At 37.6% G+C, this 23938-nt stretch carries 20 protein-coding genes and 4 pseudogenes; 9 read left to right on the top strand and 15 right to left on the bottom strand.

What is annotated here, in order from left to right; translation table 11 throughout:
• Positions 1–25: 25 nt before the first annotated feature.
• From L3081_RS04570 to L3081_RS04555, 8 genes are all read right to left on the bottom strand, one after another.
• The gene (locus L3081_RS04570; RefSeq protein ID WP_242283805.1) at positions 26–1027 is read right to left on the bottom strand and encodes an ABC transporter substrate-binding protein; all 1002 of its coding nucleotides are present in this window, start codon (positions 1025–1027) and stop codon (positions 26–28) included.
• 72 nt (positions 1028–1099) lie between these two features.
• Positions 1100–1873, bottom strand: coding sequence for a TonB-dependent receptor (locus tag L3081_RS27955; RefSeq protein WP_338027109.1), 774 nt, complete (start codon positions 1871–1873; stop codon positions 1100–1102).
• Positions 1795–2163: a hypothetical protein gene (locus L3081_RS27950; RefSeq protein ID WP_338027108.1), complete on the bottom strand. Its 369-nt coding sequence runs from the start codon at positions 2161–2163 to the stop codon at positions 1795–1797. Before L3081_RS27950 ends, L3081_RS27955 begins: the two co-directional genes overlap by 79 nt.
• On the bottom strand, positions 2105–3085 hold the full coding sequence (locus L3081_RS27945; protein ID WP_338027107.1) for a TonB-dependent receptor plug domain-containing protein: 981 nt from the start codon (positions 3083–3085) through the stop codon (positions 2105–2107). The genes L3081_RS27950 and L3081_RS27945 overlap by 59 nt, the downstream gene beginning before the upstream one ends.
• On the bottom strand, positions 3072–3263 hold the full coding sequence (locus L3081_RS27940; protein WP_338027106.1) for a hypothetical protein: 192 nt from the start codon (positions 3261–3263) through the stop codon (positions 3072–3074). The genes L3081_RS27945 and L3081_RS27940 overlap by 14 nt, the downstream gene beginning before the upstream one ends.
• A 193-nt stretch (positions 3264–3456) precedes the next feature.
• Positions 3457–4242, bottom strand: a complete 786-nt coding sequence (locus L3081_RS04560) for a TonB-dependent receptor domain-containing protein (protein ID WP_242283804.1) — start codon at positions 4240–4242, stop codon at positions 3457–3459.
• Complete coding sequence (locus L3081_RS26395; protein ID WP_274620331.1) at positions 4193–4366, bottom strand: hypothetical protein; 174 nt, start codon at positions 4364–4366, stop codon at positions 4193–4195. Before L3081_RS26395 ends, L3081_RS04560 begins: the two co-directional genes overlap by 50 nt.
• A 35-nt stretch (positions 4367–4401) precedes the next feature.
• A complete protein-coding gene (locus L3081_RS04555; protein ID WP_242283802.1) occupies positions 4402–5835 on the bottom strand; it encodes a TonB-dependent receptor plug domain-containing protein in 1434 nt (477 codons plus the stop codon).
• A gap of 268 nt (positions 5836–6103) precedes the next feature.
• On the opposite strand from L3081_RS04555, the pseudogene L3081_RS04550 reads away from it, so the two are divergent.
• Positions 6104–6592 (top strand): annotated as a pseudogene (locus L3081_RS04550) (N-acetyltransferase family protein).
• Between the two features lie 142 nt (positions 6593–6734).
• Here the strand turns inward: L3081_RS04550 and L3081_RS04545 are convergent.
• From L3081_RS04545 to L3081_RS04530, 4 genes are read right to left on the bottom strand one after another with little or no spacing between them, the layout of a single operon-like run.
• Positions 6735–7523 (bottom strand): ABC transporter permease, encoded by a 789-nt coding sequence (locus tag L3081_RS04545; protein ID WP_242283792.1) that lies wholly within the window; start codon positions 7521–7523, stop codon positions 6735–6737.
• A complete protein-coding gene (locus tag L3081_RS04540) occupies positions 7523–8251 on the bottom strand; it encodes an ABC transporter ATP-binding protein (protein ID WP_242283790.1) in 729 nt (242 codons plus the stop codon). The genes L3081_RS04545 and L3081_RS04540 overlap by 1 nt, the downstream gene beginning before the upstream one ends.
• Positions 8248–9195 (bottom strand): YVTN family beta-propeller repeat protein, encoded by a 948-nt coding sequence (locus L3081_RS04535; RefSeq protein WP_242285552.1) that lies wholly within the window; start codon positions 9193–9195, stop codon positions 8248–8250. Before L3081_RS04535 ends, L3081_RS04540 begins: the two co-directional genes overlap by 4 nt.
• Before the next feature lie 47 nt (positions 9196–9242).
• Positions 9243–10325: an ABC transporter substrate-binding protein gene (locus L3081_RS04530; RefSeq protein ID WP_242283789.1), complete on the bottom strand. Its 1083-nt coding sequence runs from the start codon at positions 10323–10325 to the stop codon at positions 9243–9245.
• A gap of 428 nt (positions 10326–10753) precedes the next feature.
• Between L3081_RS04530 and pedF the strand changes: the two genes are divergently transcribed.
• From pedF to L3081_RS04495, 7 genes and pseudogenes are all read left to right on the top strand, one after another.
• The gene (pedF, locus tag L3081_RS04525) at positions 10754–11149 is read left to right on the top strand and encodes a cytochrome c-550 PedF (RefSeq protein WP_420839717.1); all 396 of its coding nucleotides are present in this window, start codon (positions 10754–10756) and stop codon (positions 11147–11149) included.
• A gap of 5 nt (positions 11150–11154) precedes the next feature.
• Positions 11155–12030 carry a substrate-binding periplasmic protein gene (locus L3081_RS04520; protein WP_420839716.1) on the top strand — a complete coding sequence of 292 codons (876 nt, stop codon included), beginning with the start codon at positions 11155–11157 and terminating at the stop codon, positions 12028–12030.
• Between the two features lie 215 nt (positions 12031–12245).
• Positions 12246–14007 (top strand): annotated as a pseudogene (locus tag L3081_RS04515) (PQQ-dependent methanol/ethanol family dehydrogenase).
• 281 nt (positions 14008–14288) lie between these two features.
• Positions 14289–15810: pseudogene (gene exaC / locus L3081_RS04510) on the top strand (acetaldehyde dehydrogenase ExaC).
• Positions 15811–15976: 166 nt separating this feature from the next.
• The gene (locus L3081_RS04505) at positions 15977–18127 is read left to right on the top strand and encodes a 4Fe-4S binding protein (protein ID WP_242283785.1); all 2151 of its coding nucleotides are present in this window, start codon (positions 15977–15979) and stop codon (positions 18125–18127) included.
• A gap of 66 nt (positions 18128–18193) precedes the next feature.
• A complete protein-coding gene (nosP, locus tag L3081_RS04500; RefSeq protein ID WP_242283783.1) occupies positions 18194–19342 on the top strand; it encodes a nitric oxide-sensing protein NosP in 1149 nt (382 codons plus the stop codon).
• A pseudogene (locus tag L3081_RS04495) lies at positions 19335–21895 on the top strand (hybrid sensor histidine kinase/response regulator). Before nosP ends, L3081_RS04495 begins: the two are co-directional and overlap by 8 nt.
• Positions 21896–22010: 115 nt before the next feature.
• On the opposite strand, the gene L3081_RS04490 reads toward L3081_RS04495, so the two are convergent.
• From L3081_RS04490 to L3081_RS04480, 3 genes are all read right to left on the bottom strand, one after another.
• The gene (locus L3081_RS04490; protein WP_242283782.1) at positions 22011–22556 is read right to left on the bottom strand and encodes a DUF2780 domain-containing protein; all 546 of its coding nucleotides are present in this window, start codon (positions 22554–22556) and stop codon (positions 22011–22013) included.
• 117 nt (positions 22557–22673) lie between these two features.
• Positions 22674–22844, bottom strand: a complete 171-nt coding sequence (locus tag L3081_RS04485) for a hypothetical protein (protein WP_242283781.1) — start codon at positions 22842–22844, stop codon at positions 22674–22676.
• Positions 22845–22915: 71 nt separating this feature from the next.
• A complete protein-coding gene (locus tag L3081_RS04480) occupies positions 22916–23545 on the bottom strand; it encodes a DUF5610 domain-containing protein (RefSeq protein ID WP_242283780.1) in 630 nt (209 codons plus the stop codon).
• A 184-nt stretch (positions 23546–23729) separates the two neighbouring features.
• Between L3081_RS04480 and L3081_RS04475 the strand changes: the two genes are divergently transcribed.
• On the top strand, positions 23730–23933 hold the full coding sequence (locus tag L3081_RS04475; protein WP_242283778.1) for a cytoplasmic protein: 204 nt from the start codon (positions 23730–23732) through the stop codon (positions 23931–23933).
• The last annotated feature ends 5 nt before the right edge of the window (positions 23934–23938 follow it).

The raw sequence follows: 23938 nt of genomic DNA, 5'->3' as shown, positions 1-23938 counted from the left end.
AAATTTTTAAAAAGAAAAAAACTCATTAATCAGCCTTTGGGTATACAGATAAGTTACTATCCAATAAGTTACTCTGCCAAAATGTGCCTTCGTGTAATGCTGTCGCATTACCCACTAATGCACTACCACCTTGCGTTGCTAATATGTTAAATATGCGTTTACTTGCCTCGACTTCTTTACTACCAAATTGAGATAACAAACCTGCACGGTAATCATTTATCAAGGTCTTAAATACAGCGTCATTTTCTGCTTTAATCAAGGGACGAATACGCTGCCATTCATCTTCAGAAGAAGATAATAGTTGCTTGGCCTCTGCGGATGCATGTAAAAAACGATGTAAAGCTTCTCCATTTGCATTAGCCCATGTTTGATCAAAGACCCAGACTAACAATGGTATTTGAGCATCAATCCCTAATGCCTCCGGCATTTCAGGTAGGGTGACTAACTGTTTATATCCTTTAGCCTTTAGCCTAGCACCATAATGCCAAAAATTAATCACTGCCGCTAAATTTCCTCGCAACATTAATCGATTTAACAACGGGGGTACCGCAAAGGTGGGTTCAGTTTCTTTTTTTAAATCAAGTCCATATTTTTTTTGGCTGTAAGCTTGAAGTAATAACCGGCTCTTATCAACAGCACCACCGGCAATGCCTATTTTTTTACCTTTAAGATCTGCTAAAGACTCAACACCTGAATTAGCGGCGACGTACAACCCGCCCGTTGTCATAGACGTTGGAAAAATAGTATAGTTTTTTTGCTCAAAACGTTGACGATTTACCCAAAGCCAATCCGTAAGAATAATATCAACCGCATTACTTTGTAATGCTACTGCTGATGCATTCTTACTGGCTAATGGCGTTACTTCTAAGTTAAATTGATATTTTTTGTCTAACTGGTGATGTTTTATCACATCAATTTCCCAGTTAACGGTGCCAAACTTTAAAACACCAACACGAACAGTAGGCTGCGCCTGCACTTGAAGCGATAATAATATAAATAGTGCTATGCTAAAAAAACATTTATTCATGTTGGTTACTCTTTTAAGTTTTAATCCGTACCCTATTACTCATTTTATTAAATTTGATAGTGCAAATTAGAATCAAAAATTAACACTCATACCAAGATGAAGTGCACGGGGCTGCCCACCAAAGAAGCGATAAGAATCAAAAGCATAATCAGCACGACTAGCATATTTTTCATCGGTTAAGTTTTCGACACGAGCAAACAATTTAACCTGACTATTTAATTGCAAGCTGCCCCTTAATTGCCACAAATTATGACCTGCATATTCATGTTCATTGGTTACCGGGTCTAAGTAGTAATCGCCCATATGTAACCACTCTAATTCAAGCTTAGTGTCAGTGGTTGGTAGCCAACTTAATCGGGTATTAGCAAGATGTTTTGGTGCCGTATCAATCTCATTACCTTTTATAACACCACTGTTTAAACGGTCAGATTCATATTCATGCAGACCATAACTATAATTTACCGCTAAGCTGAGATTGTGGCTAATATCATAATTAATACCTAACTCAAGACCTTGATGTGATGTTTCACTATCCGTTACGTTTAAACCTTGCGCATCGCGAAAGAAAAAATTATTCTTGGTCATACGATAAATGACCACTTCATACTGAAGTTTATCGCTAACACCGCGAACACCAACTTCGGTACTATTAATTTCTTCTGAATCAATTTCACCCACAACTTGTTGTTTTTGCAAACGATATAAATCTGTTGTTTGTGGCGCTCTAAAGCCTTGAGACCATGCACCAAATAATGCCGTGTCTTTATTTAAGCGGTAATTAATACCGATCTTGGTACTGGTATTGTTAAAGCGATCATCACTGTCGGTGGGCGTAAAAATAAGCAAGGAACAGCTTCAGCAGAATTATTCACACAACTACTACCATCAGCTTTTGTTGTACCATTGGCCACTAAATTATCGTAGTCATATAAAATGGTATCAAAACGAAGACTACCGGTAATTTTCAACGCATCGTTCACCTGCCAATCACCTTGAACGTAGGGCGCTATTGTTGATGCTTCAACCTCATAGTCATAATGAACCCCTTGTTGACGTGCTTTACCATAACTAAAGGTATCAGGTTTTAACTGGGTTTGTGTCAGTTCCCCTTTGGTCCACTCGGCGTCTAACCCCATAACAACCGCTATCTTTGGGATCAATATTCCAATAATACTGGCTTGTAACTCCAAAGCTATAGTGACTATTTTCTTCTATTGCTTGTGAAGGCAAATAATGCTGACTAAACTCCATTTGGTTAGATCTAAAATACGGCGTAATACTCAATTGCGTTTCTTCACTTAATTTACGCTGCCAATGCGAAGCAACACGTACTGATGACCATTTACGATAGGCATCCACATCACAATTTTTTTCCATCGCATCACGGTCTTTATATAAATTTTTACCACTATAATCTGAGCTATAACACTCACCACCATTATCATCAGATGAAATAAAACCGGCTGTATCTTGATCAAGTATAAAGCCTGAAATAAGCGTACTTATACTGTCTTTTCCCTCTTCATAATCATGCCTGCCATTCACTTTAAAAGAGCTAAAGCCACTATTATCTCTGTATCCACCATCATCAATTGCTTGAAAATTACCACTGACGCCATGTTGCCCCATATCTTGACCAACAGTACCCTGTAGTTGATACCTTTCATTTGGACCAAGTAATAACGAGACTTCGCCTTCATCGCTAGGGGCTTTAGTTAACACATTTAACACACCGTGCACGGCATTAGAGCCATAAACAGCACTTGCAGGGCCTCTAATTATTTCTACACTGCCCGCTTGAGCTAAATTTAACTCTGACAAGCCATTATTATTCGCAAAGCCCGCCGATCTAGTGGCAATGCCGTCTTCTAAAAACAAAAAAGCCCCTGCAGCGCCAGGCCCTGTTAAAACAGGTGAACGCAAAGCAGGAAGCGATTCCATACCATTATTTGTTTGAATATGAACACCTGTTGCTCGATTCAAAATATCACTTGGGTGAACCGAATTTACAGTTTCAATATCTTCTGATGAGATACGATCAATATTACCGGCAAACATTCAATAAACTAGAGGCTTGCTTACTGCCAGTGACCACAATAATTTCAGTTGCGTTAGAATCCGTTTGTTCTATTTTTTGATTATCTTCTGCAATAGCGAAGTTTGAATAAACACTTGAAAGGCTAATTAACGATAAAGCGAAACACGGTATAAAAGCACGATAACATTGTTGGTACATCAACTTACTCTCAGGTTTAATAAAATATACTACAATGCTATACGGACTTATTGCACAATACTTTCCTCCTTTAGTATGACAAACCTCCTCTTTTAGTGAGCTTATTGTTTTTCTATCACTCACCAATCATGCTTATTGCAAGGAAGTGATGGGCAAGTGAGTCATTTAAAACTAACGCGATATAATAGGTGCCTTAGAATTGATAGTTAAGGTTAATGCTTGCCGAGCGTGGTCGTGACGGCCCTACAAAATATTCATCAAACTCAGTATCAGGATAGATATCTTCTAACACTTCATCTGCTTCACCATATGTACCAAAGGTTTCAAAATGACGATCAAAGAGGTTATCCACTTTAACTGATAAGCGTAATTGCTCACTAACTTGATAGTTAAGATATATATTAGTCACCGAATATGATGGAATTTTCTTATTTTCATTCGCTTCATCACCACGATAATAAGAAGATGAGGCATATAAAAATTCAGTACCAATATTCACATCATCATTGACTTGCCAATTTGCATGAAACTTGACTTGATGTTTAGGTTGACCAGGAATTTCATCCCCTTTACTCACTTGTCTATTTGCTCCAAGTGGATTTACAGGGCTAAAAGAAACGAAAGGTGATTCAAATGTTGCTTTTAAAAAGTTATAACTAGCACCGAAGTCAACTTTACTGACTTGAGTAGACAGTGCTAATTCAATACCTTGACGTTGAGTTTTATCAAGATTAACAAAATAACCTTGATTAGATTTATTACCCGCTTGTTGAAAAATAATATCGTCATAACTTTGGGTAGAGAATACAGTAGCTAATGCAGAGAAATTTTCAATATTATAATGTATAGAGGCTTCTGTAGTTTTTACAACCACTTGCTCAAGGGGTGGATCAGCAACAAAGCCATTAGGTAATTTACAAGGGTCATCTTCATCCGCACAGCTTAATTCTGCTTGGACTAGGTATCCTTGAAGATTCACTATAACTAAGTTTAAATAACGTGGATTCGTTTAACTGGTAATTACCTGAAATAGCGGGGTTAAAGCGATTAAAATAGTGTTCACCATTGAGTGAACCTTCACCACTGTCTATCTGATCCTGCATACTCACATGGGCATGATTATATCGCCCGACAATATTTAGTGTAAATTTGTCACCAAAAAAAATGTATTAAGAAAATAAGCATATTCTTGTTGTGTTTTTACCTTTAAACGAACCCGTGATTCTGTATCGAACAGACCAATACCAGTGACCGAACGATCATCATCGACCGAGTCATTGTGCAATATAGCAAACTCGGTATCACTACTAAAATCAATATCAGCCTTATCAATTCCTACACCAAAAATAAACTCGTTATCAAATGAACCAATAAATGTAGAAGTATCAACATGACTTAATCTGACAAATTGCAGTGCAGCACCATAACTTTTATTATCAGTAAAGCCCGTATTGTAGGTACCATCTATTGAATCAGCATCAATATCAGTCAGTTCACTCAACCATGTATCTTCATCATATCCTACAAAATGAACTCGCTCTAGCTCCCCTATTTCAGTTTCTGCCTCGTCTTCCATTTCATCATCTTCCTCTCCTTCGCATAAACTATAAAGTAGGCCTGATTCACATTCTTCGTAGTCACTATCATCGCCATTAATACTATTGATTTCATTATGGCGGTAATAGGCTGTTGCCTGCCACGACATTTGATCGTTTATCAAATTATCGCTTTTAAGACTTAACTGTTGATAACGGCTAGCGGTTTTATCAGGTTGTGTATAAATAGCACTTCTACTTGCCAACGCCGGCAATTGTTCTGGTACAGCACCATTACCTAATAATTCATTTTTATTGGCCGCATAAGTAATATCAAAAGAATGTTCTTTGTTCGCATAACTAAGTGTAGTAAGCAACTGCTTTAATTCACTTTCAGAATAATCACGCCGACCATCTTCTTGGTATTTATTGGCAATAAAATAATACCCCCAATTACCCTTATTGCCACCAGATTGTACTGTAAATTGCTTCTGGCCAAAGCTACCGAAGCGTACATCAAGTTCATTTTGTGTGTAACTAAAGCCGTTTTTGGTTTGTAGCGCTAATGCACCACCTAATGTATTTTGACCAAAGGCGGGATTAGAGCCTGAATATAAAGCAACAGATTCAAGTGCCGCTAATGGAATCAAATCCCAATTTACCGTATCACCAAAAGGCTCATTAAAACGTATACCATTTAAATATACCGAAATTCCTTGAGGTAAGCCTAATAAGGGTGAAGCAGTAAATCCTCTGTATTGAACATCAGGTTGAAAGGGGTTATTTTGCACATCATTTATATGTAAACTAACTAGTTGATTCTTCATATGTTCAGCTAGTGAGATGGCTTGTGATTGTACTAACTCTGATCCCTTGATCATTTGTACGCTAGCCAAAAGGTTTCGCTCACTTGTTGTACTACCCGAGAGAGGTGTTTGACTATAGATACTAATTTTTTCTATTTCTTCACTTTCTTGCGCTAATGCGGGAAATATAATAGTAAAATAAATACTAACAACAGCACTTTTCATCTTCATTGGTTCATTCCTTAGATTACACTAATAATGAATAGTGTAACGGAATTCATACAAATGTAACCTAATCAACAACCCTACCAAAACAGAAATAAAACAAAATATCTTTTAATAACAAAAAGATAAAAACAAACACTATCAGTAAATCCTGCTAAAGTAGGATTATTTTACTACCCGAGTTTAATGCTCAATACCCTTATCAATTTAAAAAATACACTATAAACACACCTACTCACACGTTATGATATTCCAATAATAAATAACGGAGTACATTTTGAATCATTTAACTATTCGCCAAGCAGTTGCTGAAGATACCGCATTAATTTTACATTTTATTCGTGAATTAGCCATTTATGAAAAAGCCGAACATGAAGTTTTAGCAACAGAAGAAACCATTAAGCAATCAATTTTTTCTGAAAATAGCCATGTAAATGCATTAATTTGTATGCAAGGTGAGCAAGCCTTAGGTATGGCTATTTATTTTTATAATTATTCCACTTGGTTGGCAAAATCAGGACTTTATCTTGAAGACCTTTACGTTTCTCCTGAACATCGCGGCAAAGGTCTTTGAAAATTATTACTTAAAAAAATGGCTCAAATCGCTTTGCAAAATAACTGTGGTCGATTTGAATGGAGCTGTTTAGATTGGAACCAACCGTCACGGGATTTTTATCAGTCTATTGGCGCACAATCACAAGATGAATGGGTTGGTTATCGTATGTCTGGTCAAACGCTTATCGACTTTGCCAAGGAGGATTAATTTCCCTTATACAGGATTCATTAATTAAGCGATCTATTTTATATGTAAAAAAATTGCCAAATACAAGGTGTTTATTTCAATAAGTAGTTGTTCTAGTTAGTTATTAAATAAATAACGATCTAGTTGGTGATTTAACCTTAACTCACCTGCTATTTCTTCCTTGCTGAGGTTTAAAACTCATTAATGCAAAAAATGACGCAATGCTTGTGGCAATGAATACGGTAGCCAAGGCAACAGTATTCATTTGCCCATAAAGGGCAAATCGTAAGAGCTCTACACAAGCAGTAAAGGGATTAAACTGACATAGCCAAAACAGCCAAATACTCGCTTCTTGCATTTTCCATAACGGATATAAAGCGCTAGAAAGAAAGAACATCGGAAAAATAACAAAATTCATTACGCCGGCAAAGTTTTCTAATTGCTTAATTAAATTAGATAACATCAACCCTAACGCGCCAAGAAAAAAAGCAATTAAAAAAATTGCGGGTATTGCAGTAAAGTAACCAATAAGTGGAATTTCAACATCAACCAACTGCGCAAATAGTAAAAAGATCATCACCTGCAGTAGCGACAGTAATGCGCTAGCAATTAGCTTACAACACAATAAAAACGGCCTTGGTAACGGGCTCATTAATAACACTTTCATGCTACCCATTTCTCTGTCATACACCATAGACAACGAGCTTTGCATACCATTAAATAATATGATCATGCAGCAGAGTCCTGGGGCAATATATTGTTGATAAGTTATGTAGGTACCATAAGGTTCCATTATAGACACACCCAAAGCTGCTCGAAACCCTGAAGCAAAGACAATTAGCCATAACAAGGGTCTAACAAGCGCGCTTAATAACCGAGAACGTTGCTGAAAAAAACGTAATAATTCGCGTTTAACAATGCCCGTAAAACAATAAATATAACTAAGGAACATTAGATAATCTCCACGCTAGTGGTTAACGTGCGATAAAGCTGATACACATCAGCAACCTTATGTGTTTTACATAACTGTCCACTAGTACCTTGTGCTTGAATTTTTCCTTCATTGATAATAATTAACTGATCTTCTTCTGAAATTTCATCAATCAAGTGAGTCGCCCATAACACACAAATGCCCAGAGTTTGACAAAGGCTACCAACGTATTCGGTGATCATTTTTCTGCTGTCAATATCTAAACCAACGGTGGCCTCATCAAGTAACAATACTTTGGGTTGATGAATTAATGCCCGTGCAATTTCAACTCGACGACGATGACCGCCATTTAATGTGCGCACTTTGTCATTCAGTCGAGAGGTTAATTCAAGTTGAGTTAATATTTCGGATATATTTTCTATGGCTTGTGATGAGCAAATTCCATGTAAAGCGGCGTAGTAAATTAAATTTTGTTTTACGGACAAATCAAGGTCTAGGGTACTTTGTTGAAATACCACCCCCATCGTTCGCATTATTTTGGCTCTATCATGGCTTAAATCATAACCATTAATTTTGATAACGCCTGACGTAGCTTTATAAAGCCCTGTTAGCATAGAAAACAACGTACTTTTGCCTGCTCCGTTAGGACCCAGTAACACATTAAAGCCTTTGTTAATTTTTAGGTTTAGTTCTTCAATTACAGCTTTCTTACCATAACAAAAACTAAGGTTATTAGTCTCTATACTCATGGCATTCTTCGTATCACTACGCCCCAAGGGTAACGACCCACTTTAATTGACTTGGTTACCTTCATTCGCTCAACATCAATAACAGACACATCGCCGCTAATACCATTAGTGGTTACGAGTTGACTTTGATCTTCATTAAAAGCGAGTTGCCACACTCTACGTCCTACTAATAAATATTTATCTATCTTCATTGTTTTTCGGTCAATCACAGCAACATGATTTGCCGGCCCAAGTGCGATAAAGGCATAACGTCCGTCTTGTGTTAATTCGATGCCAACGGGTTGAATTCTATCACGGTGAATACCATTGATTTCAAAAGAAAATTTTTGAATAATTTGTTGAGTTGCAACATCAAATATAACCACAGTACCGCCGATTTCAGCACTGACCCATAGAAACTTCCCGTCATCCGTAAATTTAACTGACCTTGGTCTGGCGTCAACTAAACTATTAGCAAAGTTTTTATGAGTTCGCGTATCAATCCAATGAACCATATTGGTTGTTTCTGACGTAACAACGACCATGTTTCCATCTGGGCTTACTGCTAACCCTTCAGGCTCAACACCAACATCAATTTGTGCAATAACAGAGCGCGAAGCAATATCAATAACGGTAAGCAAGGCATCATCTTCATTAGACGTATAAATAGTTTTTCCGTTGGGGTGTAACGCAATAGTTTCAGGATCTTCTCCAGAAGGTAATTCACCAATAATTTGCTCTGTTTTCAAATCTAAGATCTGAATAGTGTCCGATTCACTTGCGCAAATATAAGCCAGTGTATGCATTTTATTTAAAATAACACCACGAGGCCGTTGACCTACAGCAATAGTTTTAATGACGTTATTCTGGCTTAAATCAATCACCGAAATATTATCGTCCTTTTCATTGGTAACATAAGCTAATTCAGTGGCATAGCCGGATTTAGTGCCTAATAACATAGTCATGAGGAATATAGTTAAAACGAGTTTATTTTTCATGGGTCGTATATACCTTATTTACATTGCGATTCTTGAGCGTCAAACCCCAAGGTATCGAGATCAGTTAACGGATGAAGCATACCTGGCTGAGGTGATTGCGATACCAAGGCATGTGGCTGCACCAAAGCAATTGGCATTCTCAATTGTTTACTCCATGGGCGGAAGCTAAGTTTTCGTCCTTTATAAGCCGCTAAATCAAAGTCAGATGAATTAATATAGTTGATGAGTTTAGTACTTTCACTCGAATGAAGTTTATGTACCGACTGGGCCACACTTCGTACCGCAAGATAACCCGCAAAATCCTGTTCATTCATTCCCCTATCCGCCATTTCAATAAAACGTGATTGTAACTGCGCGGCTCCCCATTGCTCTATAACTTTATGCCATGCCAGAGCTTCTAAACCAGCCGAACCAATAACAGGCCGTGGTAAATACGTATTAAAGGGAATAAACTCAGCAAAATCTTTTGATTTGTCCGCAACATAAACTACGTCATAATCTTTTATTGTTTGTGTAAATAATGGAATTTCTTGCTGAGCACTACGTCTAAGATCTGTATTGAAATCCCATTGTTTTTCATCAATAACTTTCAAACCAAAGCGTTTTGATGAACGCTTAAATGATGCAACAAGTTGAGTATCTTCCACTTTACTACCCTGTACCAACAACACCTTATTCATTCGGCGAGAAAGCAACCACTGAGCAAGTGCATCAGACTTCATAGCATTACTAGGTATAGTATGAAATACCGACGCTAAACACTGTTCATGCCGAAGTTGATCGGCAGTTTCACTGACATTAAACAACAATACAGGTTTTTTTTGAGCCCAACGATCCACATCAATTAACAATCGTAAAGGGGCTTCAAGTATAAAAATACGTTGCCCTTGCAAATATTCACTGTCTAAATAATCTAGAAATTGTGCTGCTGTTGTTGCTGTAACATAGTTCAATTTAAAGTGCTGTTGTAAAAACTTACCTGTAGTATTTGAGTCGGTAACGGCTAACTTTGCCCCGAGGTAACCACTATTTTCTGGTTTTACGAACAGAGTAGAAAAAGTAGGAGGCTTGTGCTGCTCTAACTTAATATATGTCATATTTAGGGTAAGCGGGCTTGATATCGCATTAAAACAAAATAGCCACACGCTAATAGCAATACTTCTTAAATAAAACATGGCAACCCTCAAACAAAAAATCAAAGGCACTACATCAACTTGATATAGTTAAATTTGATATACGTGAACTAAGCATATAGAAAAAAACACTAAAGTGAAAAAAGCAACACGACACAGTATTCTTATAACCCAATGATATACAAACAAATAAAGTTAAAACCCTCATTTTTGATCGCTAAATTCATACTAAAGGATGAGACCTAACCGCGCTAAAGTACAATTCTTGAAACTCTACAACATCGTTATAGTTTTATAAAAATAAACATAATTAATTTACAAAGATAATGGGGTATTCACTGATGGTAAAGTTTAAACTTAATAAGATAGGGCGACATTATTTAATTGCATTAATGTCTATAAGTTCGTTTGGGGTTATAGCTCATGGCGCAGTAACACCACAAGCAATCGACACATCAACATTGCCTACGTTAGGCGAAGAATGGACTGACACTAACCCATACAGAGACGAACAAGGTGATACGCTCAAGGAAATTATACGGGTAGGAGGATCTGCTTATAACCAAAACTGTGCCCGCTGCCATGGTTTAGGAGGCATCTCTGGAGGCATTGCTCCTGATTTACGTCAATTACCTGCCGATTATGATGGTGATGAATGGTATATCTATCGCGTTCAAAATGGTGCCGTACGCAATGGCGCCGTTTACATGCCGAAAATGTCTGAACATTTAAACCAAGAAGCACTTTGGTCTATTCGTACCTGGTTAGAGTCTGTCAGTGAAGAGTAATAATCATAACTTACTTTTTTTGGTTAAGCTGTTGCCTAATTTTATGCGCAACAGCTTCTGCACGATCGTACGACGATATTATTGAAAGTAATGAAATTGTGGTTGCCGTTTATAATGATTTCGCCCCGTTTTCATATCAAGAAAACGGGCAAGAAAAAGGTATTGATATTGACGTTGCAAAACATATTGCCAAACAATTAGGAGTTGCACTACGTTTTAGGTGGGTCACCGCCGATGAAAATGTGGAAGATGATTTGCGCAACAACCTATGGAAAGGACATTACCTAAACCGCAATGTTGCTGACCTAATGCTAAGAGTGCCCTACGACAAGAAATATTCTGAGCTAAGAGATGATATTGGTGAACGTGTGCACGCCCAAGTGCACATGTTTTCGCCCTATCATACTGAAGCATGGAAAATAGCCTTCAATAATAAACGCATTGACGATGTCAGTACGATGGCCGTTTTTCAATATCACAACATTGGCGTCGAAATTGACTCTATCCCGCAGTTTTATCTCATGTCGGCTTTCAATGGACGCATGCGGGGCAAAACCAAACAATTTGCCTCAATGGCGTTAGCAATGATCGCAATGCAAAAACATGAAGTTGATGCAGTGATGGGGTTACGAAGCCAAATCAGTTATTACCAACATCAACTTGCCTCCACTAATTACCAGTTAGCAACCAATGCCTTTCCTATGATAGGGAAACAACAATGGGATATTGGTATGGCAGTAAAAAGTGACTATCGACAATTGGGTTATGTTATCGGTGATATTGTCGAAGCCATGATAAAAAAAGGCCTGATGAAAGACATATTCAGACATTACAACGCCATCTACCAAGTGCCAAGCCTTTACTCTTCCACGACACAGTAACGTTTAGTCTCATCCTTTCTATCCTACTAAGTGATGAAAAAAATTCGACCGCCGAGTGATAGCAAGCCAAATAGATACATTTTATGATTTATACAACCTGCTTAAATGGTGTTTCATGATTGTAGAAAACATGAATTCAATACTGTTACGTAGGAGGGGAAGTTTAAAAATAAAAAGTATCGTTAACCAGATTTAAAACCCAAGAGGAAATAACAATGATAACAGCAGGTAAAACCAAGGTATTGTCATTATCTATGGCAATTTCTTTAGCGTTAACTGGCTTAGCAAATGCTAATGTAACGAATAAAGATATTATTAACGACCAAATGACAACAGACGATGTTGTGTCCTACGGGCTTGGTTTAAAAGGGCAACGATATAGCCCACTTGATAAAATAAATACCAAAACAGTGAAAGAAATGCGCCCAGTTTGGTCATTCTCTCTGGGAGGAGAAAAACAACGTGGTCAAGAATCTCAACCCATGGTTAAAGATGGGGTTATGTACATTACAGGCTCATATTCTCGAGTGTATGCAATAGACGTAAATACAGGTGACGAACTTTGGCAATACGACGCTAGATTACCCGATGGTATTATGCCTTGTTGTGATGTGATTAACCGTGGGGCCGCACTATACGAAGACCTCGTTATTTTTGGCACACTGGATGCAAAACTTGTCGCGCTAAATAAAGACACAGGTAAGGTTGTTTGGAAAAAGAAAGTTGAAGATTACAAAGCAGGTTATTCTATAACGGCTGCCCCCATTATTGTTAAAGGTAAGGTAATCACAGGCGTAGCAGGTGGTGAATTTGGTATCGTGGGTAAAGTTAGTGCTTATGATGCTAAAAATGGTCAGTTAGCCTGGGAACGTCCAACAGTTGAAGGCCACATGGGCTACATCTGGAAAGATGGTAAAAAAATAGAAAATGGTATTTCTGGTGGCAAACCAGGACAAACATGGCCGAGAACTTTGGAAATCAGGGGGCGCAGCACCTTGGTTAGGCGGCACGTATGACGCCGATGTTGATCTACTCTTCTTTGGTACCGGTAACCCTGCACCATGGAACTCTCATTTACGCCCCGGTGACAACCTATTCTCATCATCACGTTTAGCTATCGATCCTGATACAGGTAAAATTGTATGGCATTTCCAAACCACACCACACGATGGTTGGGATTTTGATGGCGTAAATGAGCTTGTATCATTCGATTATAAGCAAAACGGAAAAACTGTTAAAGCAGCCGCTACAGCAGATAGAAATGGTTTTTTCTATGTCCTTAATCGTGAAAATGGTGATTTTATTCGAGGTTTTCCGTTTGTAGATAAGCAAACTTGGGCTTCAGGGCTTGATAAGAAAGGACGTCCTATCTATATCGACAGTAATAGACCCAGTGATCCAAGTGCATCAAAAGGGGGAACAAAGGTAGTACCGTCGTTGCCGCACCAGGCCTTTTTAGGCGGTAAAAATTGGATGCCTATGGCTTACAGTCAAGACACTGAATTATTTTATGTGCCTTCGAATGAATGGCAAATGGATATTTGGAACGAGCCCACCGCATATAAAAAAGGTGCTGCATACCTCGGCGCCGGCTTTACCATCAAAGCAATTAATGAAGGATACATCGGTGTTTTAAAAGCTATTGATCCTAAAACAGGTAAAGTCGTATGGCGTTATAACAACTATGCGCCACTATGGGGCGGTGTTTTAGCTACAGCAGGTAATTTAGTCTTTACCGGTAACCCTGAAGGATATTTATTAGGGCTTGACGCTAAAACAGGTGAGGTGAAGTATAAATTTAATACCGGCTCGGGTATTGTTGGCTCACCCATTACCTGGGAAATGAATGGCGAACAATACCTAAGTGTACTTTCTGGTTGGGGTGGCGCGGTACCTCTTTGGGGTGGTGATGTTGCGAAACGCGTTAAACACTTAAACCAAGGTGGTAGTGTATGGACTTTCAAGCTCCCTAAATAACCATATATGATCATGGTTTAATCAGTTTTATATCCTTCTTAAAAGACTTTTGATTAAATTCAAAAGTCTTTTTTTATTCCTAAATCAAAACTGCAGGCCAATAAATATCAATCAACTCATTCTAAAGTATGACATTTTCAATGCAAAGGGATAATAGTTTCACTTACCCAAGCAATACTACACTAGAAACATGAAAAAACGCTTTGGTGACAACCAAAGGAAATACAAAACAGGGCCACGGAAAGAGTAATACTCTGGCAGGTCTCGATATGAGGTGATATATGATCTATGCAAATCCGGGAAGCGAAAATTCTGTTGTTTCTTTTAAACCCAAGTATGAAAATTTTATCGGTGGTAAATGGGTAGCTCCCGTTAAAGGAAATTATTTTACTAATACAACGCCTGTAACAGGTGAGGTTATTTGTGAAGTTCCACGCTCAAGCGCTGAAGATATTGAATTAGCACTTGATGCAGCACATGCAGCAAAAGTAGCGTGGGGGAAAACCTCAGTACAAGAACGCTCAAATATATTATTAAAGATTGCTGAACGTGTGGAAGCTAATCTTGAATCAATCGCCGTAGCTGAAACCTGGGATAACGGTAAACCAATTCGTGAAACACTCAATGCAGATATCCCATTAACAGTAGATCACTTCCGCTATTACGCCGGTTGTATCCGTGCCCAAGAAGGTTCTATATCGCAAATAGATGACGATACAGTCGCGTATCATTTCCATGAACCTATTGGTGTTGTTGGTCAAATTATTCCATGGAATTTCCCTATGCTAATGGCTGCATGGAAATTAGCTCCTGCACTCGCTGCCGGTAACTGTATTATTATTAAACCAACAGAACAAACGCCTGCAAGTATTCTTGTCTTTATGGAATTAATTGCGGATTTATTACCTGATGGCGTATTAAACATAGTCAATGGCTTCGGTAAAGAAGCCGGTGAAGCTTTAGCAACTAGTACACGAATTGGTAAAATTGCCTTTACTGGTTCAACCCCCGTTGGTCAACATATATTAAAATGTGCTGCCGAAAATTTAATTCCATCTACGGTAGAGCTTGGTGGTAAATCACCAAACATATTTTTTAGTGATATTATGCAGTTTGAAGATGATTACCTTGACAAATGTGCTGAAGGTTTTGCGTTAGGCTTCTTTAACCAAGGTGAAGTATGTACATGTCCTTCCCGTGCATTGGTACAAGAAGATATCTTTGATGAATTCATGGAAAAAGTACTAGAGAAAACCAAAAACATCATTCAAGGTAATCCACTTGATGTTAACACTATGGTTGGTGCACAAGCGTCTAAAGAGCAATATGATAAAATTAAAGGCTATTTACAAATAGGTAAAGACGAAGGCGCAGTCGTGCTTTCTGGTGGTCAACATGAGAGTTTAAATGGCTCATTAGAGACCGGCTTCTATATTCAACCAACTATTTTGAAAGGTAATAACTCAATGCGAGTTTTCCAAGAAGAAATTTTTGGTCCGGTCATTTCTGTTACTACGTTTAAAGATCCTGAAGAGGCCTTAAAGATAGCGAATGACACTGCTTTTGGCTTAGGTGCTTGGCGTGTGGACACGTGATGCTAACCTTGCTCATCGAATGGGTCGTGGTATTGAGTCAGGCCGTGTTTGGACTAACTGTTATCATTTATATCCTGCTCACGCTGCGTTTGGTGGGTATAAAAAATCAGGTATAGGCCGTGAAACCCACAAAATGATGCTTGATCATTATCAGCAAACGAAAAACCTACTGGTAAGCTATAGTACAAGTCCTTTAGGGTTCTTTTAAACTTTCTCCCAATAGCAATGTGGATAAATGAGTGCTCTACTTTTTTACAGCAGCACTCATTTAATTCAAGGAGAATCAACTAACTTACGTAAGCTCATACATTGGCTTATACACTAGTCTTTGATAGCGCTTCATTAGAGATTATAAAATTTACTTGGGTGTTAACATGCCTTTAAATAGATCATACCACCTTAAAATCAGGGTCGTTTTTACCCTTATTTTTATGTTAACACCCTCTTTTTTCACTCATGCATTTAATGCGAGTGATAGCCAAAATGCCACATCAATTTCTGAAGATATTGCCCAAATTTTCCCTCGTGCTACACGTGTAGGCCCCGTTGATAAAGACATTGCTGTTACGCCCGTATATCAATTAAACGAACTACTCGGTTATGTTTTTGAATCAGACGACTTTACTCATTTTATTGCTTTTTCCGGGCAAACCGTAAATATTCTCATAGGTATTGATACGCAAGGGGTAATTACTGGCTTAAAAATATTAAATCACCATGAACCCATATTTTTACACGGTTTAGGTGAACAGCCACTGTTCCGGTTTATTAAGCAATATCAAGGACACTCCATTAAAAAACGTTTTATTATTAACGCACGTGATAAAACGACGCTAGACACCACTTATTTAGATGGAATTACCCGAGCGACCATTTCAGTCTTAGTAATCAACGACACCATTATTGCCTCTGCCCTTAAAGTAGCACGAGAAAAACTCTCAGGTTTTCTTGCCCCCTCTAACATTACCGTTAATCCTAATTTCTACGAAGCACTCACCTTTGAACAGCTTGTAAATCAGGGCTATATTCACTATTGGCAATTAACGCGAAAACAAGCAATTGCGGAGACTGACAATTCATCCTCTGCGCTAGTTAATGAAATTAATGAAGTAAGTGACGAGGATGATAATTATATCGAACTGTATTTTGCTTTCGTTAACATCCCTATCATCGGGAAAAATTTACTTGGAGAGCAAGAATACCACCGTTTACTTGAAAGCTTAAAACCAGGAGAGCATGCGTTAATGGTTTTTAATAGAGGAAGCTATAGTTTTGTTAGTGAAAATTTTATCCCTCAAACTGTACCAAATCGTTTAAGCGCCACACAAGGCGAGCTCCCCGTTGATATTCGTGATATCGACTTTTACAGCTATTACGACCCTTATTTTGCACTGACCTTACCTAGCTTTAATGACATTAAAGTGTTTAGAATAAAGTCTCAATCAGGTTTCGAACTCAATAATGCATTTTCCTTATCTTTGAATGTTAGTTATAACCAGTCTTTTTTAAGTAAACAGCAACACAATTTTTCAACCAAAATCACTTTGCCTGACGCATTATTTATACATCAGGAACCCAAAGAAAACTTAACAGCGCAGTCGCCTTTATGGGTCAAAGTTTGGCTTAGTCGTAGTACTGAAATAATAATATTAGGTATTTACCTTACTTTTTTAAGTTTGTTATTTATTAAACAAGAAACCTTAGCCAAAAACGCCAAAACCACCCATAAAATACGCTTTATCTCTTTACTCTTTGTTGTTATTTTTATTGGTTACTATACGCAAGGGCAGTTGTCCGTTGTTAATATTTACACTCTATTACTCTCGCTATACAAAGGTTTCAATATTGAAGTATTTTTGCTCGATCCAATAATTTTTGTATTATGGGTATTTGTGTTTATTACATTATTTTTGTGGGGAAGAGGTTTATTTTGTGGTTGGTTATGCCCCTTTGGTGCATTGCAAGAATTTGTAACCTTAATTGCCAACAAATTAAAAATAAAACAGTTTAAGATCAAACCACAGCATCATAAAATAGCGCAAAAAATAAAATATTTAGCACTCTTTATATTAGTTGGTATTTCGTTTTACTCTTTAACATTAGCAGAAAAGCTAGCAGAAATTGAGCCCTTTAAAACCAGTATTACCCTAAGTTTTATTCGGTATTGGCCCTTTGTTTTATACGCCATAATATTACTAGCGCTTAGCTTAAAAATTCACAAATTTTATTGTCGATACCTGTGTCCTTTAGGTGCCGGCTTGGCTATTTTAGGACGATTCCCTTTACTTAAAAAGCTAAGACGCCGTGAAGAGTGTGGTTCCCCCTGCCATCTTTGTCGCACTAAAAAATGTGGTATCGATGCCATCAATATTGACGGCTCTATTGACTATGGTGAATGCATACAATGTTTAGAATGTTTAGTAACCATCGAAAGCCCTCAACTTTGTGTAGTAAATAAGTATTCAAACAAGGCAACGAGAACAAAAAAAACATCTAAGGCCTTAGATATAAAGGTTATGAACTAACTCAAGTTAACGATAAGATAGCAATAATACGTAATTAAAACGTCATCAAAGGCAATTATAAATCATATGAACTCAATAAAAACAATAACTGCTGTTAGTAGAGCGACTGATCCATTCATTGCAAGCCAAGAGCTTTATCAGCAATTAAACCAAGATAATATTACTTTTGTACTTTTCTATTGTTCATCAACTTATCAATTAAATTCGCTTGCAACAAGCATGAACAACGCATTCAAAGACATCGATATTGTTGGCTGCACTACAGCGGGAGAAGTCACTAACAAGGGCTATGAGCAACATTCTATAGTCGCCATTGGTTTCTCTTCTCATTATTTTGCCATCAGCGCTGCGCTCGTTGAATCAATGAAAAAATTCGACACTATCAACGCACAATCTACAGTCAATGACTTAGTAGAGCAATGTCAAACTAAAAACTTAACAACGATAAATAGTAATAGTTTTTTACTCACGCTACTTGATGGCTTGTCTTCTGACGAAGAACAATTTTTGGTAACGTTAAACGCTGCTGCTAGAGGCACTCCACACTTTGGTGGTTCGGCGGGCGACGACATTGTTTTAGGTAAAACCCACGTTTATTATCAAGGGCGTTTTTATCAAAATGCCGCGATTGTGATCATGGTGACTACCCTTTTATCTTTTGAGGTATTTAATTGCCATCACATAAAACAGCCAACAGAAAAACTAGTGGTTACCGCTGCTGATGCTGACAGTAGAACAGTTTATGAACTCAACGCAGAACCCGCCGCTCTTGAATACGCTAAACTGTTAAATATGGACATAAAAGACTTAAGTCCTAAGGTTTTTTCCCTTAATCCATTAGCGGTTAAAGTGGGTGGTCAATATTATATTCGCTCTATTCAAAAGGTTAATGAAGAAAATTTAAGCCTGACATTTTATTGTGCTGTCGATATTGGCATTGTATTAAGTGCTGTCGACATGGGCGATATATATGCCCCGGTTATACAAAAGCTTAGTGAGATTGAGGAACGTAGGGGGAAGTCTGAGTTAGTACTGGTGTGTGATTGCTTTTTAAGGCGGCTAGAAATAGAACAAAAAAGTTTAGAAAAACAAGGACAAATGTTGAATGCTCAGTACAACATCGTAGGCTTTAATACCTATGGCGAGCACATAAATGGTATTCACTTAAATCAAACCTTTACGGGTGTTTATATCGCGGGAGGCATGGATGAATGAACAAACTTTAATTGAAGAGTTAGCGCAATTAAAAAAGCAAAATAGTAAATTAAAAAAAATTAATGATGCGCTAATGCAGCGTGTTGAGGACAGCGGCGAAAATCAATATGCCCCTTATACGGCATTTGAACATTCTGTCCACTTAGCCGAACAAGTAAGAGAAAAGACCCAAACATTAAATGAAACCTTAGCAAAACTTGAGCGAACTAACCATGCACTGAAACGGGCAAATGATAAAGCGAATCTTTTCAGACAACGTTTTATAGATGCCATTGAAAGTATTTCCGAAGCCTTTGTATTACTCGATAGTAAAGGTAGAATTATTTTACAAAACAGTAATTTTGCCAATTTTTGGACCGACTCGGGTTTACCCATTAAAGAAGGTGCCAACCTAAACGATTTAAAAGATTTAGCAAAAACACGCGGTATTATTCGACGGGCTTCACCAGGTGATGGCTTTGCTAGCCCTGTATATCAATTATCAGACGATCGTTGGTTTCAATTAAATGAACACCGTACCGAAGGTGGTCGGGTAATGCTTTATACTGATATTACCGCAGTAAAAAATGCAGAAAGTGCTCGTTATGAACGTGGTATGGCACAAAAATCACTCTTGTTACAAAACCTTATCGATAATTTATCTCAAGGCGTTATATTAATTAGTAGTTACAATAAGATAGAAGTCTGGAATACGCGTTTTGCCCACATAAGTCAATTATCTCCTCGCCTATTACGAACAACACCTAATACGCATTATTTAAAAAACCTTACTGAGCTTGATTTAACACCCAAATTAAGTACTGACGTTGACTATTACACTCAAACCTTAGCGAATGGAACGGTAGTAGAAATACGAGATCACAGATTAACTAATGGTAAAACCATTAAAACCTATAGTGATATAACTGAGCGTCATCGCAATGCAGAATCATTAAGACAAAGTGAAAGTCGGCTACGCTTAATTACAGATAATGTGCCCGCGATGATTGCCTATGTTGGCAAAGATTTAAAATATCAATTCACTAATCAAGTTTATGTTGACTGGTACGGTTGGCCCCAAGGGGGACTTAATGAGCTAGAATTAGAGCTAAGTCGCGTACATCCTGACTTTAAGCAATTAAAACCTTATATTAATCGTGCTCTAAATGGTGAAAGTGTTAGCTTTGAGATTGAAGAACGAAATAAGCTCAATGAACTAAGCTATTTACTGAAATCTTACGTGCCTAATCGTGATATTAACGGTGACGTTCAAGGATTTTTTGTGCTCATTCGTGATATTACCGAACGGCGTAAAAACGCCCTCGCTCTGCAAAAAGCACATGATTTACTTGAAATTAGGGTTGAAGAGCGAACATTTCAATTACAGAGTTTAAATAATACATTGCAAGTGGAAGTTGAAGAGCGTCGACAAGCACAAGCGAATCTCCTTAAAGCCAAAAGTGAAGCTGAATTTGCCAATAGCTCAAAAACTAAATTTCTTGCCGCGGTGAGTCATGATTTACTGCAACCTTTAAATGCCGCACAACTTTTTACCACTCATTAATGGAAGCGCCTTTTGAAGGTAAAACTAAAACACTGCTTGGCTCTGTTGCCGGCTCATTAGATGATTTAGAAAACTTAATTTGTACATTAGTAGATATTTCAAAGCTTGATCTTGGTGTTGTTAAAGCGGATAAATGCTCGTTCAAATTATCAGAATTACTGAACAACCTCATTAGCGAGTACCAACAGATAAGTCAGCAATTTAAAGTAGAATTACGCTATGTTAGTTCTGATTTAGTCATCAACAGTGATAGCGTTTTACTCGCAAGAATACTGCGTAACTTTCTGTCTAATGCCTTTAGATACGCCGGTAACGGCAAAGTGTTACTTGGTTGTAGACGCCATGGAGACCAAGTATCCATTGAAGTATGGGACAATGGCATGGGTATTGCTCAAGATCAAATTCAAGAAATATTTAAAGAATTCAAACGTCTAAAACCCTCTCAGAACGCTTTTCGTAATGGTCTAGGCTTGGGGTTAGCCATTGTTGATAAAATTTCTAAAGTACTAGAACACCCTATTATGGTGAATTCTACATTAGATAAAGGTTCGGTATTTTCTGTCAAAGTACCTCTAGGCGAACTAAATCAGGTATATCAGTCAACTGATCCCCTAAGCTTTATGAGAGCATCCTCAGAATTAACCAATAGCAGCATATGGCTGATTGATAACGATGTAAATGTTTGCGCGGGTATGTCGCAGTTGCTTGAAGGTTGGGGTTGTATTGTCACAACAGCCACCAGTTTAGAGCACTTACAGCAACAAGTTGACACAGAGCATGATCATGCTGATATTTTGATTGTTGATTACCATCTTGATGATGATGTAAATGGCCTAGATGTTGCCAACGACATTAACAATTGTCGTGATTTTCCTTTACCAGTGATGATGATCACGGCGAATTACAGTAAAGAACTAAAAAATGAAGTCAGTAATAGCGATATACTTTTGCTCAATAAGCCAGTCAAACCCATGAAACTCAAAACCTCTATGTTATATTTATTAAAATAAGCATAAGGGGTTTTAGATATATAACTTGAACTAAAATCTGTACTGTAAGGCTAAATACCTTTCATCACAGAGCAGATTTGGTTTAGTTCAAGTTCAAGTTCAAAGAAGAATACAATTAGCCTAATAGTTTAGCTAATCCTTCAGTCAATACTTGCTTTGCTTGTTGACCTTCTTCCGTATCCAGATAACGTTGAGCACTTGCAATAAAGCTAGTGATCATTTCTGGTTTTAAACCTAACGCTTCAAATTGTCTTTTAACATCATTAATGGACTTTAACGAGTCACTGTATTCTGATGCTTTATCAAGTAATCCACCCAAACCTTCGCTAGAGCCAAGTTTACTTAGATCAGGCATTTGACCTACAAGGCCTTCAACACCTGGTACAGAGCTAGCAAGCTGACTAAACTGATCTGACGTTACATTGTTTTTAACATAATTTAAAAGTGATCCCATACCACCAGATGCTTGCTCAGTATTAACACCCAAACCGCTAGTTAGCATATTAACTAAACCATCGCTACTTAGCTTTTCAACTGCACTTTGTTCTTGAGTTTCACCCAAGCCAACAAGGTTTTTCAAGCTATCAAGCCAAATGGTTTCTGCTGCCATGGCTGAACTACTTAAGGTGGTAACAGTTAAAAGTAAGATAAGTTTTTTCATAAAATTTCCTATAGTGTAAAAAGTTTTAATTGATTTGGAGGCTAGTATACAACAATTCTCATTCAACAAAGGAACAAAAAATACTAGTCTACATTCTGGTTAGCTAAATTACAGATATTAGTTTTCTGTTTTAATGGTTACTTCAATATTCTTACTATCGCCTGCAAACCATTTTTGTACATAGATAGAGCCTAAAACTGGTGGCATACCATTTTCGGGGACTTCTTTATAACGAATACTATTTTTATTATGTTTTTCAAATTCAAATTTAATTGTTTTTTCAGACAAAATCAGCTCACTTTTAGTTAATATTTACACTGTATTATATTGTATAAATGACTATGAACAAATTCTAGCCCTTACTGTGCAGGTTCTTCCTCTTTTTTATCAAAAGATTCGACAAAAGACTGTAACCCTTCTTGAACTAATGTATAAGTTTTATCAATAGTATCGCCAATTTCTCCCTCTAATACTTTTAAGCCTGAGAGTATATCTTTGGCTTCGCCAAATCCTTGATCTATACCTCCGCTAATAATATCCACAAAAGCGCTTAATGCTTCATCTTCAGCTATTTCTGGGTGCTGATCTCGATACGAGCCAAAGAACTGAGTACTAAAAGAAACAATTCGCTCTGCCGTTGCTTCAGGGCTGAAATCTACGCCTGACTCATAAACCTCTTCAATGCTAGTCTCAACCTCTGTGCCCTTAAGCGCTTCATTTATTCCCTGTAAAGCTGTTTTTAATAACAATGACAGCGGCTGATCACCAATGGTTGTATTGAATTTTAACGATGACTCAATAATTGCAGCATTTAATTGCTGTTTATTGGTAACAGAAATAGGGTCTTGCACTTTCGCTGTTGTTTGCTCATTTGTAAGCTCCGCTGCTTTCTGTTCTGAGGAGGGTGCATCTACCTTATCTAGTGCCTTTGTCGATGTCCGTATATCTTGACTATAAGTACCGTTAGCATTTATTGATGAACTCATCATATTATCTCTTTTTATCGAAGCATACCTTTATATCGGCTACGCGAAGCATAACTTAAGGAGTATCCTAAGCTAATTAAATTTACTTTTACTAAACTTAGAATAGTGGGGTTAAAGCTTTAAGTAAACTTGCCGACAACATGTTTACGTACTATTATTTATTTACCTCGAATATCGGAGAACCCTAATGTCTATCAATATTAATAATGCATCGAGTTTTGCTCCTGCCAATAGCGGTAATGGAACAATACTCAGCGTTGCAGTTAAAGCAAAAGAACTTGCAGAAGCAGAAGGTAAAATGGCGTTACAATTAATTGAAAGTGCAGCTCCGGCTAGTAGCTCAAGCAGCCCAGTAGGAAATATTGGTAAAAATATAAATATCCAAGTTTAATACGC

Source organism: Colwellia maritima (assembly GCF_022669015.1).
Taxonomy (GTDB): domain Bacteria; phylum Pseudomonadota; class Gammaproteobacteria; order Enterobacterales; family Alteromonadaceae; genus Colwellia; species Colwellia maritima.
Note: the sequence above shows the minus strand (reverse complement) of the source record. Positions and strands in the feature narration are given on the sequence as shown.

Coding starts and splice junctions, on each gene's coding strand:
- L3081_RS27945 (WP_338027107.1), bottom strand. CDS start 3,085: ATGTTTGCCGGTAATATTGATCGTATCTCATCAGAAGATATTGAAACT.
- pedF (WP_420839717.1), top strand. CDS start 10,754: ATGTCTATAAGTTCGTTTGGGGTTATAGCTCATGGCGCAGTAACACCA.
- L3081_RS04535 (WP_242285552.1), bottom strand. CDS start 9,195: ATGACTATGTTATTAGGCACTAAATCCGGCTATGCCACTGAATTAGCT.
- L3081_RS04480 (WP_242283780.1), bottom strand. CDS start 23,545: ATGATGAGTTCATCAATAAATGCTAACGGTACTTATAGTCAAGATATA.
- L3081_RS27940 (WP_338027106.1), bottom strand. CDS start 3,263: ATGTACCAACAATGTTATCGTGCTTTTATACCGTGTTTCGCTTTATCG.
- L3081_RS04555 (WP_242283802.1), bottom strand. CDS start 5,835: ATGAAGATGAAAAGTGCTGTTGTTAGTATTTATTTTACTATTATATTT.
- L3081_RS04475 (WP_242283778.1), top strand. CDS start 23,730: ATGTCTATCAATATTAATAATGCATCGAGTTTTGCTCCTGCCAATAGC.
- L3081_RS04490 (WP_242283782.1), bottom strand. CDS start 22,556: ATGAAAAAACTTATCTTACTTTTAACTGTTACCACCTTAAGTAGTTCA.
- L3081_RS04570 (WP_242283805.1), bottom strand. CDS start 1,027: ATGAATAAATGTTTTTTTAGCATAGCACTATTTATATTATTATCGCTT.
- L3081_RS04530 (WP_242283789.1), bottom strand. CDS start 10,325: ATGACATATATTAAGTTAGAGCAGCACAAGCCTCCTACTTTTTCTACT.
- nosP (WP_242283783.1), top strand. CDS start 18,194: ATGAACTCAATAAAAACAATAACTGCTGTTAGTAGAGCGACTGATCCA.
- L3081_RS26395 (WP_274620331.1), bottom strand. CDS start 4,366: ATGCAGGATCAGATAGACAGTGGTGAAGGTTCACTCAATGGTGAACAC.
- L3081_RS27950 (WP_338027108.1), bottom strand. CDS start 2,163: ATGGGGTTAGACGCCGAGTGGACCAAAGGGGAACTGACACAAACCCAG.
- L3081_RS04505 (WP_242283785.1), top strand. CDS start 15,977: ATGCCTTTAAATAGATCATACCACCTTAAAATCAGGGTCGTTTTTACC.
- L3081_RS04545 (WP_242283792.1), bottom strand. CDS start 7,523: ATGTTCCTTAGTTATATTTATTGTTTTACGGGCATTGTTAAACGCGAA.
- L3081_RS04540 (WP_242283790.1), bottom strand. CDS start 8,251: ATGAGTATAGAGACTAATAACCTTAGTTTTTGTTATGGTAAGAAAGCT.